Annotated in this window: 12 protein-coding genes and 2 tRNA genes; 13 read left to right on the top strand and 1 reads right to left on the bottom strand. The window is 37.1% G+C overall.

All coding sequences use genetic code 11. The features are described 5' to 3' along the window. Positions 1-58 precede the first annotated feature (58 nt). From U859_RS0108445 to U859_RS0108385, 13 genes are all read left to right on the top strand, one after another. Positions 59-2455 carry an ABC transporter permease gene (locus U859_RS0108445; RefSeq protein ID WP_025142962.1) on the top strand — a complete coding sequence of 799 codons (2397 nt, stop codon included), beginning with the start codon at positions 59-61 and terminating at the stop codon, positions 2453-2455. 84 nt (positions 2456-2539) lie between these two features. After that, positions 2540-4909, top strand: a complete 2370-nt coding sequence (locus tag U859_RS0108440; protein ID WP_025142961.1) for an ABC transporter permease — start codon at positions 2540-2542, stop codon at positions 4907-4909. 76 nt (positions 4910-4985) lie between these two features. Then, positions 4986-5666, top strand: coding sequence for an ABC transporter ATP-binding protein (locus U859_RS0108435; protein ID WP_025142960.1), 681 nt, complete (start codon positions 4986-4988; stop codon positions 5664-5666). A gap of 224 nt (positions 5667-5890) precedes the next feature. Then, on the top strand, positions 5891-7054 hold the full coding sequence (locus U859_RS0108430) for a hypothetical protein (protein WP_025142959.1): 1164 nt from the start codon (positions 5891-5893) through the stop codon (positions 7052-7054). Positions 7055-7205: 151 nt separating this feature from the next. Then, positions 7206-8003: a helical backbone metal receptor gene (locus tag U859_RS0108425; RefSeq protein WP_025142958.1), complete on the top strand. Its 798-nt coding sequence runs from the start codon at positions 7206-7208 to the stop codon at positions 8001-8003. Between the two features lie 61 nt (positions 8004-8064). Further along, entirely contained in the window at positions 8065-8367 is a 303-nt protein-coding gene (locus U859_RS0108420; protein WP_162799901.1) for a hypothetical protein, read from the top strand. A gap of 154 nt (positions 8368-8521) precedes the next feature. Further along, positions 8522-8606, top strand: a tRNA-Leu gene (locus U859_RS0108415). 1200 nt (positions 8607-9806) lie between these two features. Continuing rightward, positions 9807-9888 (top strand) — tRNA-Leu (locus U859_RS0108410). A 167-nt stretch (positions 9889-10055) separates the two neighbouring features. Continuing rightward, on the top strand, positions 10056-11408 hold the full coding sequence (gene tig, locus U859_RS0108405) for a trigger factor (RefSeq protein WP_025142956.1): 1353 nt from the start codon (positions 10056-10058) through the stop codon (positions 11406-11408). A gap of 82 nt (positions 11409-11490) precedes the next feature. Beyond that, on the top strand, positions 11491-11850 hold the full coding sequence (locus U859_RS0108400) for a four helix bundle protein (RefSeq protein WP_025142955.1): 360 nt from the start codon (positions 11491-11493) through the stop codon (positions 11848-11850). Positions 11851-11910: 60 nt separating this feature from the next. Next, positions 11911-12618 (top strand): ATP-dependent Clp endopeptidase proteolytic subunit ClpP, encoded by a 708-nt coding sequence (gene clpP, locus U859_RS0108395; protein ID WP_025142954.1) that lies wholly within the window; start codon positions 11911-11913, stop codon positions 12616-12618. Further along, positions 12602-13840, top strand: a complete 1239-nt coding sequence (gene clpX / locus U859_RS0108390) for an ATP-dependent Clp protease ATP-binding subunit ClpX (protein WP_025142953.1) — start codon at positions 12602-12604, stop codon at positions 13838-13840. Before clpP ends, clpX begins: the two co-directional genes overlap by 17 nt. A gap of 96 nt (positions 13841-13936) precedes the next feature. Continuing rightward, positions 13937-14800 (top strand): AMP nucleosidase, encoded by an 864-nt coding sequence (locus U859_RS0108385; protein ID WP_025142952.1) that lies wholly within the window; start codon positions 13937-13939, stop codon positions 14798-14800. 87 nt (positions 14801-14887) lie between these two features. On the opposite strand, the gene U859_RS0108380 is transcribed toward U859_RS0108385, so the two are convergent. Continuing rightward, positions 14888-15547 (bottom strand): ATP-binding cassette domain-containing protein, encoded by a 660-nt coding sequence (locus U859_RS0108380; protein WP_025142951.1) that lies wholly within the window; start codon positions 15545-15547, stop codon positions 14888-14890. Positions 15548-15629: the final 82 nt, after the last annotated feature.

The raw sequence follows: 15629 nt of genomic DNA, 5'->3' as shown, positions 1-15629 counted from the left end.
TGCGGTTAGCGTTGATTTATCGCTGACCGCTAAGCCGCTTCACGCTAAACCTCAAAATATGTTCAAACTAAATTTAAAAATCGCCTGGCGGAACCTCTGGAAAAACAAAGGTTATACGTTGATCAATATTCTTGGTTTATCAATCGGGATGGCCAGTTGTATCCTTATTTTTATTTTTATCCGGTTTCAACTTAGTTTTGATGAGAGTTATAAAAACGCAGATCGCATTTATAGGGTGGTTACCGATTGGAAATACAATGCTTTCGACGATTTCTCTGCCGGTGTACCCATACCTTTTACCGCGGCAGCGAGAAATGAAATAGCTGGTATAGAAAAGATTGGTGCCATAGCTAAAATAGATGATATTGTACATGTTAAGGATGATAGCGGCAAAGAAATTTTAAAGAGTAATGAGAACATGTACTTCGCTGAACCCGAATTTTTTGATGTACTCCATATCAACTGGAAATACGGAAAGCCAGCAGAAGCACTAAAAGCCCCTAACAGTGTAACCTTATCTGAAGCGATGGCCATTAAATATTTTGGCAGCATAAACAATGCAATCGGCAAAAGTATTACACTAGGCACAAAGACACAATTAAGGGTTACCGGGGTATTTGAGGATATGCCACAAAACTCAAGCTTTCCACTAAAAATAGTAATCGCTTATCAAAATTTATATGATTACTATGGTAACAAAGATTGCTGGGATTGCATAAACTCGAGCTTAAGTAGCTATGTATTGCTTAATGAGGGACTGAGCAAATCAGATCTTGATGGCGCAATGGCAAAATTTAATAAAAAATATTATGCAGATCGGAAAATTGAAGGTAATCAGGTCAACAGGCTTCAGGCTTTAAAAGAGATCCATTTTGATGAACGTTACGATAATTTTGCAAACGCAACAATTGCAAGGAGCCAGATTTATGGTCTTGCTGTTATTGGGTTGTTTTTAATTTTTACCGCCTGTATCAACTTTATTAATTTAAATACGGCTCAGGCCGTTAACCGGAGTAAAGAGGTTGGCGTGCGTAAAGTAATGGGGGGCAAACGGAAACAACTTATTATACAGTTTTTAACCGAAACGGTTGTGTTGGTTTTAATCGCGCTGCTGGTTGCCTGCATCATTAGCGAGCTGGCCATACCATCCATGCAGAACCTTTTCAAAAATCAGGTTACCTTCAGTTTGTTTGGTCACCCGGTTATTTTCGTGTTTATGATTTTGCTGGTTGCTTTTGTTGGCTTTCTGGCTGGTTTTTATCCGGCTATGATTATATCGGGCTTTAATCCGGCATTGGCGATAAAAAATAAAGTTACCCTTAACAATAATGGCTTAAGCTTGCGTAAAATCCTGGTTGTGGTTCAGTTTGCAATTACTGTGATCCTCATTATCGGAACCATTGTAATTGTAAATCAAATGGACTACCTGCAGCAAAAACCATTGGGTTTTAATTCTGCTGCGGTAGTAATGGTGAGAATGCCCGGAGACAATATTAGTCGGAACAAGCGTGATAATTTTAAAGAAAGGGTTTTGAAAATCCCCGGTGTACAATTGTTAAGCTATTGCCAGGCACCACCTTTATCTCAGGATGTAAATTCTACTAATTTTACCTTTAATGGAGCAATGAATAAAGATTTCGAGGTAAGGACCTGTAAGGCCGACGAAGATTATTTTAAGCTTTTTGATTTAAAAATAATTGCCGGTAAAATTTTTATGAAAAGCGATACCGCCAATGGGTATGTGGTGAACGAAACTTTTCTTAAAAAGGTAGGTATAAACAAGCCCGAAAATGCCTTAGGCAAAACAATTAATACCAATGGAATTAATATTCCCATTGTTGGGGTGGTGAAAGATTATAATGATAAATCGTTAAAAGAAAGCATTTCTGGTCTGGCCATTTCTTCAGATAAAAATCAATATTGGCAAGCCGCAATAAAGTTAGAAGGCAACCATCTGCTATCTACAACGAAACAAATAGAGGCATTATGGACTAATACTTTTCCAAACAGCATTTACAATGCAAACTTTGTTGATGAGAGGATCAAAAATTACTACGAAAGCGAACGGGTAATGGGAATATTATTTAAAGTATTTGCCAGTGTAATCATTTTTATTTCCTTTATAGGTTTATTTGGCCTGATCTCTTTTGTAGCCATGCAAAGAACCAAAGAAGTGGCTATCCGTAAAGTTTTGGGTGCATCTACCTTGCAATTGGTAAAAATGCTTAACGGATCCTTTTTATTGATGGTATTTATTGCAAACATGGTAGCATGGCCAATGGCTTATTTATTTGTTTCGAGATGGCTTTCGGGCTTTGCCTATCGGATAGATCTGAGTGTTTGGCCATTTGTTATGGCGATGGTAATATCAATGCTGATTACTTTAATAACAGTAAGCTTTCGATCTTATAAAGCCGCGAATGCAAATACTATTGATGCACTTAAATATGAATAATATCTGCGTAAAACTTTTGGCGTTCAGCGTAAATTTATCGCTGACCGCTGACCGCTAAGCGCTTTACACTATACACAACGCCTTATGTTTAAACTCAACTTAAAAATCGCATTGCGTAACCTGTTTAGAAACAAAGTTTATGCAGCCATAAACATTGGTGGTTTGGCTATTGGTTTAACCTCCTGTTTATTACTATTGTTATATGCCGGTTATGAGTGGGGCTATGACAGGCAATTTAAAAACTCACCGCATATTTATCAGGCCATGATCAATTTAAATGACCAGAAAGGAGAGGTGATCAGAACAATAAACCAATCGCAGAATGTGATGTTGGCCGCACTTAAAGAAGAATTTCCTGATGTATTATATGGTGCCAGGGTTACCGATGTTTATAAAAGATTGGTAGCCAATGGAGAAGAAAGCTTAAAATTAGATAGCAGATACGTCGATCCGGATTTCTTAAAATTATTTGACTATCATTTTATCAGTGGAAATCCTGCAAAGGCATTAAATGATCCCAATGCCATCGTTTTAACTGAAACAGCAGCAAAAAGGATATTCGGTACAACAGATGTGCTTAATCAAAAAGTACGATTCGAAAATCAGGTTGATTTAAAAGTTACAGCAGTAATAAAAGACCTTCCAACCAATGTTACCTATGGGTTCGAATCGTTAACCACATTTACTTTATATGAAAATTTAAACCAGTGGCCAAAAAAGCCAAATTGGGGCAGTCATGATTATTACACCCTGTTAAAATTGAATGAAAATACAGATGTGAATGCTTTTAATTTAAAATTAAAAGGTTTTGTAGGCAAACACTTTGCCGCTGCCAAAGAAGATGTATTTCTTTACCCTTTAACAAAATTACACCTGTATGGAGCATTTTTAAATGGAAAAAGCATTGGGGGAAATATTAAGCAGGTGCAACTTTTTGTTGGTTTGTCGATAGGCATCCTCCTTATTGCCTGTATTAATTTTATGAATCTGGCAACCGCCAGCACGCAGGGCAGGGCAAAAGAAATTGGCGTTAAAAAAACAATGGGTGCATCCAGAACAAATCTGGTATTTCAGTTTATGCTGGAATCATTCATTTTAACCCTAATAGGCATTTTGCTAAGCATTATTCTACTCGAATTCAGTTTGCCGATGTTTAACCGATTATTGGGGATTGAAATTGTGTTTGATTACCTCAATCCAACCAACTGGATATTGATTTTTAGCGTTTTGATTATAACCGGCTTCATATCAGGAAGCTATCCTTCATTTTATCTTTCAGGTTTTAATGTGATACAATCGCTCAAAAAATCCTTAAATTTTAAAAAAGGTTATGCTTTAACTTTCAGGCAGGTTTTGGTTGTGATACAATTTGGCTTTTCAGTGGTACTGATTGCTGCAACCATAACCATTTATAAACAGATCCAGTTTATTAAAAATACGCCTTTAGGTTACAACACAAATGGACTGTTGGAAATACCGCACGAAGGATTGCTATATGAAAAATTCAACCTGTTAAAAACAAGATTACTATCCAGTGGCGCTGTGGTAGGCATAACACAATCATCTGGCAGTATTTCGAACAAAAACAGCAGTGTAAGAGGCCTTGGCTGGGATGGGATGTCCGAAAGTGATAAAATGATCGATTTTGATCAGATCTACACCACTTACGATTTTACTAAAACGGTAAACATCAGGTTGCTGGCAGGAAGGGATTTCGATCAGAAATTTGCCTCAGATACAGCAGCAATACTTTTAAGCAAAAAAGCTGTTGAAGTAATGCACCTGAAAAATCCGGTTGGTACCAGTATTGTATACCAGGGAACAAAAAGGAATGTGGTAGGGGTTTTTGATAATATTGTTTGGGGTGATCCCAGTAAAGTTGCCGCACCGATGGTTATTGCTTATGCAGATATCAGTGACGTAATTACCATGCGCCTAAATCCTCACAATAGCTTAAGTGAAAGCATCGGCATTATTAATAAGCTGGTAAAAGAACTAAACCCAAATTTCCCTGTCGAAATCAAATTTATTGATGGTTTAAATGAAATTAAATTAAAAAATGAAAAGATTTTGGGCACCTTGGCAAATCTTTTTGGATGTTTGGCCGTTTTCATATCTTGCTTAGGTTTATTCGGTCTTTCATCTTTTAGTACAGCGCAAAGAATAAAAGAAGTAAGTATCCGCAAAATCTTAGGCGCTTCAATTACGGAGTTGATGACTTTACTTTCTTTAAGTTTTTTAAAATTAATATTTATTGCAATCGTAATTGCACTGCCGGTTGCCTATTATATTATGAATAACTGGTTAATGCATTTCGAACTCAGAACAAGCCTAAATTTGTGGATGTTTATGGCAACAGCAATACTTACTCTAGTAATTTCAATTTTAACCATTACCTGGCAAACCTATCGCGCTGCAAAAACAAATGCTGTTAACGCTTTAAAATACGAATAAGACCTGCGTATAGCGTTTGACCTTTAGCGTGGATTTCTCGCTAACTGCCAACCGCTTTGCGCTCAACCCTAAAAATATGATACAATTAACCAACATCGAAAAATACTACGCAAACAAAGGCGTTAAAAATTATGTGCTCCGTTTGGTAACCACCACCATTAAACAAGGAGAATTTGTTTCCATTATGGGGCCATCGGGAGCCGGAAAATCGACCCTGCTCAACATTATTGGCATGCTCGAAGAACCAACCTATGGTACTTACGAATTTTTGGGAGAAAATGTGACCTCGCTTAACGAACGCAAACGGATTGAACTTTACCGCAATCACATCGGTTTTGTATTTCAGGCTTACCATTTAATTGACGAGATGACTGTTTATGAAAACATTGAAGCCCCGTTATTGTATAAAAAAATTGGTAGTTCTGAGCGGGCCAGTAGGATTGCAGATCTTTTAGACCGTTTTAATATCGTGGCCAAAAAAGATTTATTCCCAAACCAGCTTTCTGGCGGTCAGCAACAACTGGTTGGTATCGCAAGAGCATTAGCAGCCCAGCCATCAATAATCCTTGCCGACGAGCCAACAGGAAATCTCCAATCGGCACAGGCTGAAGAAATTATGGAACTGTTTAAAAAGTTAAATCAGGAAGATGGGATTACCATTATCCAGGTTACCCATTCAGAAAAAAATGCACAGTACGGCAACAGGATTTTACACATTGCCGATGGTGTGGTAAAAGAAGATGTAACTGTTGCTTAAAGCCGGATACAGTTAAAACAATGTTTGTACCAATAACAGGAAGATAAAATGGATTCACCAATATAAAATCTGTGTTTATCTGTGTGCATCTGTGGCTAAAAAAACAATTGGCCTAAACCTAAATAGATATTCGGGATGTGGAATAAAACGCGTCCCGAAATAAAATAAATTTTAGCCCTCAATACTGTTCTTAATCATTAAATTCGTTTTCTAAAACCACTTTAATGAAACAGATTCTAATTATCGCGCTTACTTTCCTTTCAACAGCAGCCTTTTCGCAAAAACAGCCCCCAATGATTAAGGCTAATTCCAAGACAGCCAAAATTTACGAAGAAGATGGCCTGCTTAAAGGTTGGAATATCGATCCGAAAACAAAACCTGATGTTTTTACAACTTCAAAACTGGTAAAAGCAAAAATAGTTAAATTTAAAACTGATATTGATTCCATCAGCTTTAAAATTAAACCGGGCGAAAAAAAGGACTTTATTGTTTTGTTAAATGGCAAGGATTCTTGTTATACACAGATTGCAAGTCCGGAAATTAAGAACTTTAGTAAAATTAAGCCCGAAATTCACGACAGTATCCCGTTATTTATTAATAGCGAAAGTACCATTTATGTTAAATCGATACTGAATAAAATTGATACCCTAAATTTAAATTTTGATAGCGGAACAACAGAACTGGTAATCACCAATGATGTATTAAAGAATAAAGTAAAATCTAACCCTAAATTTTACGATACCTATTATAACCTTAACCTGGGCAACAGGGATTATAAAACAAAAGTGTATCCGGCCGAGCTCACAGGCGTTGGTACCGATGGAAGATTTGGCTGGGATTTGTTCGATGGAAAAATAGTCGAACTTAACTACGATCAAAATCTAATGGTTGTTCATTCCGTTATGCCAAAATATGTAAGCAGGGATAAAGACTTTAGCAAGTTAAATATCAAATATCTATCGAGCCTTTTTTTGGTAGAAAGTACTATTGAGCAGAGTGGTGTAAAAAATACAGATTGGTTCCTTTTTGATACGGGCTATCACCGTACAGCCATGTTGGATAATGATCTGCTTAAAACAGGCAAATTCCCCACGGATAAAATGGACGTGATTAAAAAAGTGATGATGCATGGTGCTACCGGAAACGAAATACCTGTAGTTACTTCAAACCTGCAGATCCTTAAAATTGGTAAATACGACCTAAAAAATGTGCCGGTACAACTGATAACGGGTAACAAACCATTAAGGGGCGCTAATATCCATATTTTGGGTAACGAAGTTTTAAAAAGGTTCAATACTTTTCTTGATTTCCAGAATAATGTAATCTACCTTAAACCTAATCATTTTTATAATGACGGTTACGTGGAGCAGAAAAAGAGCGGGGCATAGTTGACGTCATCTCCACTGAAACGCGGTGGAATGAAGAGATCTATTATAGATTTCCCGACTTTGTTGCACCCGATAGCTATCGGGTCCGCTCGAAATGACGAGCTCTTAGCAAAACATCATCTTTTTCAACCTTAAATCTTACCTTTGCGTAATGCAAAAAACGTTTACTGATCAAATGGGGCGGGAAATCGATGTCAATTTCCCTCCAAAACGGATTATTTCTATTGTGCCTTCACAAACAGAGCTATTATTCGATTTAGGCTTAGATCAGGAAATTATCGGATTGACCAAGTTTTGCATCCATCCGATAGAAAAATTTGCAGCGCGCACCAAGGTAGGAGGGACGAAGAAACTGAATATTGATCTCATCAAAGATTTAAAACCCGATCTTATTATTGGTAATAAAGAAGAAAATACGCAGCGTGATATAGAAGAGCTTGCTGAATATTTCCCTGTTTGGATGAGCGATATTTTTACCCTCGATGATGCGATGAAAACCATTGCCGAAATAGGCGCACTGGTAGACCGTGAACCTGAAGCCAGCTACCTTAACCACCTCATTTCGGCTGGATTTAATGATTTAAAAACCCTTGCATTACAACACCACATTGATAAAAAAGTAGCTTACCTCATCTGGCGCAAGCCATACATGGCCGCCGGGAAAAATACTTTTATTGATGATATTCTGCTAATCAATGGCATGACGAATATAATAAATGATGAACGCTATCCTGCTGTAACATTAGAACAACTGAAAACCACCAACTGTGAACTAATTTTACTCTCATCGGAGCCTTATCCTTTTGGAGATAAACATATTGAAGAAATCCAATCAGCAATACCCGATGTCAAAATTATGCTTGTTGATGGCGAAATGTTCAGTTGGTATGGCAGCAGGTTAGTTAAAGCTGTTCAGTATTTTTTTGAATTTCAAAAACAACTTTATTAGTGATGCCGTTTTAATTTTTGTAAATTGTAGCAGAAAATTAAATTATCCCGTTTACACTATCATGAAAAGAATATTAATATTATCCCTCTTTATTGCTATAATTTCTGGCTGTAGCCCCTTGAAAGATGCAAACCATACCAGTTCTGTTACTGCAAGTGGAACTATTCAAAAACTTGGAATGACAACCTTTCAATACGGTACACATTTATTAAAAACCGACAATAAATCCTATGCTTTAAAAAGTGGTTCTATAAACCTCGATACCTACTTAGATAGAAAAGTTAAGATTAAAGGAAGGAAAGTTAAAGGCTATCCAATAGATGGTGGTCCGGAGCTGGTTGATGTAACACTGGTGGAGTTTTAGAGGTAAAATGGGAGATGTTAATTGGATGATGTAATACCGAATTTCTAATGATCTGTGGCTCACATACCATCACTAATTAAATTTTCATAAGTCATCGCAAAAATTTGATTATTCAATTTAGTTTCTATCTTTGCAGTCCTTAAAACATCCTAATGCGGAAGTGGCGTAATTGGTAGCCGCACCAGACTTAGGATCTGGCGCTTCACGGCGTGGGGGTTCGAGTCCCTTCTTCCGCACCATAAATAGAAACCGTTCCGACCTAAAAATCAGAGCGGTTTTTTTGCTGGCATTAGCCCGTTAATCTTATGATGAGCGTTGCTGCTCAGTTATCTTTAACCACGGATGCACACAGATGGTATACTTGTTGTCAATCCTTTTCGTCTCTGGTCAATGATGATTACGCCTGCTTTTTATTCTGGAGGTTAAATAATACTTCCTTCCCATCCCAAAAGAGAATGTCATTTTATTAAGGTTTTTAACCACAGATATATACAGATAAACACAGATGGTATATTTTTTATCTGCTGTCAGTTATGTTTACGCCTGCCTTTTATGCTGGAGGCTAAATTGTGCTTTCTTCCCGTCCCAGAGGAGAATGTTATTATATTAAGATTTTAACCATAGATATGTACAGGTAAACACAGATGGTATATTTTTTATCTGCTGTCAGTTATTTTTACGCCTGCTTTTTATTCTGGAGGTTAAATAATACTTCCTTTCCGTCCCAGAGGAGAATGTTATTATATTAAGATTTTTACCATAAATATATACATATAAACATAGATGGTACATTTTTTATCTGCTGTCAGTTATTTTTACGCCTGTCTTTTATGCTTGAGGCTAAATTGTGCTTTTTTCCCGTTCCCGAGGAGAATGTCATTATATTAAGATTTTAGCCACAGATATATACAGATGGTATATTTTTTATCTGTCGTCAGTTATTTTTACGCCTGCCTTTTATGCTTGAGCCTAAATACTTATTTCCCGTCCCAGAGGGACGACTCCCCGGTAGCCAATTGCAAGATTGGCGTTTTCGTTCCGTAGGAACGTTTGGTGTTTTAACCATTAATCCTTCACCTATCCTTCCCACCTAAACCTGATCGAAGTGGTTCCGGTTTTTCATCGGAAAGAACGGAGAGCGGGACTGTATCATCCTAAGCGCTACTGAACCTGCTTTTCAAGAAAAAAGTGAAACAAAACCTATGTCTTTATTTCAGTAATAACCCTGCTTTAAGTTACAAGTCCCCATGGTTTGTGTCCCATGGTTTGTGTCTCCACAAACCATCAAGAAAGTTTCTTATTAACTCTATATTTAAATTTTTCTCCTTAAAAACTAACTAGTTATCATTTTATCCAAGAAATAATCAATAAAATGTTGCAGATGCCTTTTGATTATTCAATCTTGTTTCTATCTTTGCAGTCCTTACAACATCCTAACTGCGGAAGTGGCGTAATTGGTAGCCGCACCAGACTTAGGATCTGGCGCTTCACGGCGTGGGGGTTCGAGTCCCTTCTTCCGCACAACAAGATAAAGGCCGTTTCGATTTAAACATCGAAACGGTTTTGTTTTTAAAAACATTGATTAATAAAAATTGATGTGCTGTTTCGGTTGTGGCGATATATGGTTTTTTCTCAAATCCCATATCTCAATTCTCCGATCTAAAGCACATCTTAATATATCTCACAAAATGAATATCACACAGGAAAAAACCGGCAACTTAAATGCTGTTGTAAAAATCAAGATCGCACCTGCTGATTACACTGCTAAAGTAGAGAAAGCAATAAAAGATCAAGCCAAAAAAGCACAATTACCTGGTTTCCGTAAAGGAATGGTTCCTGCTGCTCACATTAAAAAAATGTATGGCAAAAGTATTTTGGTAGAAGAAGTGAATAATTTGTTAAACGATACCCTATCTAACTACATTGCTGAGCAAAAATTAGAAATTTTAGGTCAGCCACTTCCTAAAATGGACGATGAGCGCGAATTTAAATGGGATAACACAGATGATTTCGAATTTGATTACGAGTTAGGTTTAGCGCCTGCTTTTGATGTAAACGTTTCATCAAAAGATAAATTTACCGAGTACGTGGTTAAAGCTGATAAAGAAACTTTAGAAAGCCGTATCAAAAATATCCGTCGTAGCTATGGTAAAATGACAAACCCTGAAGTTTCGGCCGATGATGATGTTTTATATACCGAATTAACTCAGGTAGGTGCTGATGGAGCTGCTGTAGAAGGTGGTATTACCAGTACAGCTACAATCCGTTTAGATCAGGTAAAAGATAAAAAAATCCTTAAATCGTTAATCGGTTTAAAGAAAGATGATGAAGTTACCATCGATATTCAAAAAGCTTTAGAAGATGCTGCAGTAATTTCAAAAGCTTTAAATATTTCGGAAGAAGAAGCTGCTGAGTTAAAAGCAAATTTCAAACTTCACGTTAAAAACGTAAACCGTTTAGAAGAATCAGAATTGAACCAGGAGTTTTTTGATAAATTGTTTGGCGAAGGTGTAGTTAAAGATGAAGCTGGTTTCAAAGCAAAAATTACTGAAGAAGTAGAAAGCATGTTTAAACAAGATGCTGAACGTAAATTATCGAATGATATTTATGAAGCATTATTAGTTAAACACAACTTCGAATTGCCAGATGAGTTTTTACGTCGTTGGCTAAAAGCAACCAACGAAAAATTAACCGACGAAGAATTGGCTGAAGGTTATGATGATTTCGCTAAAAACCTTAAATGGACTTTAATCGAAAACAAAATCATTAAAGATAATAGCATCGAAATCAAATATGAGGATGTAGTTCAGGCAGCTAAAGCAAAATTAGATGCACAGTTCAGAATGTACAGCCCAAGCCCGCTTCCCGAAGATCAATTGGCACAATATGCTGTTCAGTTTTTACAGGATAAAGAAAATGCAAACCGCGTTTTCGAAGAGGTAAAAGCTTTAAAAACTTTTGAGCAAATCAAATCTGTTGTTACTTTAGAACAAAAAGATATTGATTATGATAAGTTTATTGCGTTAGCGGAGAAAAAATAACAGCGGTTGGCGTGTGGCGCTAAGCGTTTAGCATAGTGCCAAAGCCGTTTTGGAGATGATTGAGCTATTGCTATATTTAGTTATGGCACAATTTAAATTTCAATCGCTCGAAGTTTGGCAGTTATCAATTGCGTTAACTGATAAATTACTAGATATAGCTGACCGATTGTCAGTTGATAAAAAATACAGATTTGCAGAGCAGCTCAATGGGGCTGCTCTTAGCATATCCAATAATATTGCTGAAGGCTCAGGTTCAGCTTCAAATAAGGAATTCGCTCATTATCTGAATATTGCACATCGATCAACCTTTGAGAATGCAAATATTTTAGTAGTTTTAGAACGAAGAAAATATATTTCTGACACAGAACTGAATGATTATCTTGAAGAATTAGATAAATTGGCACGGAAATTAACCAACTTCAGGAAATATTTATTAAAATAACCAGCGTATTTGGTTTAGGCTTATAAGACGCTTATCGCAAAACGCCAAACTCTATAACTCATGAACATAGATTCACAAGAATTCAGAAAATTTGCCGTTAAACATCAGGGAATTGGCGGTTTACACGTAGATAAATTTATTGCTCAGGCTAATTTGGATCCTAAGAGCATGACACCATATATCATCGAAGAACGCCAGTTGAACGTAGCACAAATGGATGTTTTCTCAAGATTAATGATGGACCGTATTATCTTTTTAGGTGATGCAATTTACGATCAGAATGCTAACATTATCCAGGCGCAGTTGTTGTTCTTACAATCGGCAGATGCAGATAGGGATATTCAGATCTACATTAACTCACCAGGTGGTTCGGTTTATGCAGGTTTAGGTATTTATGATACCATGCAGTATATCCAGCCTGATGTAGCGACCATCTGTACAGGTATGGCAGCATCAATGGGAGCCGTTTTATTGGTTGCAGGTGCAAAAGGTAAACGTGCTGCATTACCTCACTCAAGAGTAATGATTCACCAGCCATCAGGAGGTGCACAAGGTGTGGCATCTGATATGGAGATCAACTTGAGAGAGATGTTGAAATTGAAAAAAGAATTATACGATATTATTTCAGAGCACTCTGGCCAGACTTATGACTGGGTAGAGAAAGCTTCAGACCGCGATTACTGGATGACTGCCGATGAGGCAAAAGGATTTGGTATGGTTGACGAAGTATTATCGAGAAACGCAAAGAAAGATGGCGAAACAAAATAAAGAATCCCGTTGCTCATTCTGCCATTCTGGCAAGCATGAAACTTTAATGTTGATTGAAGGCATGGATGCATTTATCTGCGATAAATGTGTTACTCAGGCCAACCAGTTACTTGCGCAGGAATTAGGAACCAAAGGGACAAAAAATATTCAGGAGGCAATAAACCTATTAAAGCCTCTTGAAATTAAACAACATCTGGATCAGTATGTAATTGGTCAGGATGATGCTAAAAAGGTGCTTTCTGTTGCCGTTTACAACCATTACAAGCGTTTAAATCAAAAGGTTGATAAAGACGAGATCGAGATTGAAAAATCGAATATCATGTTGGTGGGCGAAACCGGAACAGGTAAAACGCTTTTAGCTAAAACCATTGCAAAAATTTTGCATGTGCCTTTCTGCATCTGCGATGCTACTGTTTTAACAGAAGCAGGTTATGTAGGTGAAGATGTAGAAAGTATTTTAACGCGTTTGCTTCAGGCTGCTGATTACGATGTAACTGCTGCAGAACGTGGTATTGTTTACATTGATGAAGTGGATAAAGTGGCGCGTAAAAGCGATAATCCTTCCATTACACGTGATGTATCAGGAGAAGGTGTTCAACAAGCTTTGTTAAAGATTTTAGAAGGTACTGTGGTTAATGTTCCACCTCAGGGCGGACGTAAGCACCCGGATCAGAAAATGATCCCGGTAAACACCAATAATATCTTGTTTATCTGTGGTGGTGCATTTGACGGTATAGAGCGCAAAATTGCAAACCGTTTACGTACACAGGCTGTAGGTTACAGGGTAAAGAAAGATGAGACCGTATTGGATCTTAAAAATCTTTATAAGTATATTACACCTCAGGATTTAAAATCTTTTGGCTTAATTCCCGAATTAATTGGTCGTATACCAGTTCTTTCACACTTAAACCCGTTGGATAAAGAATCTTTAAGAAACATTTTAACCGCGCCTAAAAACTCATTGATTAAGCAGTATGTTAAGCTTTTTGCTTACGAAGACGTAAAGCTTGTTTTTGATGAGGATGTTTTAAATTTTATTGTAGATAAAGCAATGGAATATAAATTAGGGGCCCGTGGTTTAAGATCAATCTGTGAAGCGATTATGTTGGATGCGATGTTTGATACACCAACGCAGACGGATGTCAAGGAGTTGCATATCAATCTCGATTACGCGATAGAGAAATTTGAAAAGGCCGACTTTAAAAAGTTGCAGGCCGCTTAAAAAATCAAATCCTTCCCGTAATTCGGGAGGGATTTTTTTTAATATAGTATTTTATAACGCCAGGCGACATGCGCCCGGCAATAAACCAAAAAAAGTATGAACGAAGAAAAAGACATAAAAAAAGACGAAGAAATCGTAGAAAAATCGAAAAAAATTAAAGAAGTAGAATCTCCCGTTAAATCTGGATTAAAATCCAAAGATGAAATTGTTAAAAACTGGTTGCCACGTTATACAGGAAGGCCGTTAGATCAATTTGGTGATTACATCTTATTGACTAATTTCAGCAAATATGTAAGCATGTTTTCGGAGTGGAACGATAACGCCCCGATTATGGGTTTGGATAAGCCTATGCAGAGCGTTACTGCAAATGGGATCACCATTATCAACTTTGGTATGGGAAGTCCGTTGGCGGCAACCATGATGGATTTATTAACGGCCATTAAACCTAAAGCGGTACTGTTCTTGGGTAAATGCGGAGGTTTGAAAAAGAAAAACCAGCTAGGCGATTTAATTCTGCCAATTGCGGCCATTAGGGGAGAAGGTACATCAAACGATTATCTTCCTGCAGAAGTGCCGGCACTACCAGCATTTGCTTTGCAGAAAGCGATTTCTACTACAATACGTGATCATGGAAGAGATTACTGGACCGGAACCTGCTACACCACCAACCGTAGGGTTTGGGAGCACGATAAAGAATTTAAAAAATATTTGAAAACTTTACGTGCAATGGCCGTTGATATGGAAACTGCCACTATTTTTACCACTGCATTTGCAAATAAAATACCGGCTGGTGCATTACTTTTGGTTTCTGATCAGCCAATGATCCCTGAAGGTGTTAAAACTGCCGAAAGCGATAGCACGGTAACCGAAAAATATGTAGAAACACATCTGCGCATTGGTATCGATTCGTTAAAACAATTGATCAATAACGGATTAACCGTGAAACATTTGTTGTTTTAATATTTAATTAGCAGGCCACAAAGACTCAAAGCGCACCAGGATCGTTATTCTTAGTGTCCTTCGTGTCTTAGTGGTAAATGGCTAAATTTAAGCTGTAAAGCCTGGCAGGTAGCCGTGCATCACCAAGTCATCTTCATTATTGATGTTGTAGTTGCATCTGTTGTGCAGCAGTACGATCCGGTCGGAAACATCGAGAATGGATTTGTAGAAATGATCGGTAATGATAAAACCTTTATATGCTTTAGCCCGATTGATGTGGTTTTTCAATTCTTCAATCCACAATGGCGATAATTGTGAAAATGGCTCATCAAGTAGTACATATTCAGCATCGCTATAAATCATTAATAAACATTCCATAAGCCTGCGTTCTCCACCAGAGAAGTTATAGAATTTAGCATTTAAATGATTGGCCACAAAGTCAATTTGCTTTAGTTCAGCTTGTTGTTTTTTGCAAAAGATATTAATGGCCTGTAAAACTGTGATCTGGTTTGGAATAAAATTATCTTGAGGCAAATAAGATAGGTTCTTAGATAGGTAACCTTTATCATATACTTTATTATTTATACTAAGGTATTTGAAATTCGCTTTTGTACTCCCGAAAATGATTTTTAATAAAGTGGATTTACCTGATCCATTTCTACCCAGTAAGCCGACTACTTCGCCAATTTTACAGTTTAGGTAAACGCTGCTTAATACTTCGCGGTCTGCAAAAGATTGGTTAACACTGTCGATAGAAAGTCCCTGCATAGTGACGATACAATTAAGATTCCAATAAAAACAATTAAATCATATAAAACCAAGTTGACCATGATTTTTCTAAAGCTTATAC

Source organism: Pedobacter jeongneungensis, from assembly GCF_000633455.1.
GTDB lineage: Bacteria > Bacteroidota > Bacteroidia > Sphingobacteriales > Sphingobacteriaceae > Pedobacter > Pedobacter jeongneungensis_A.
This window is presented reverse-complemented; position numbering and strand designations above follow the sequence as displayed.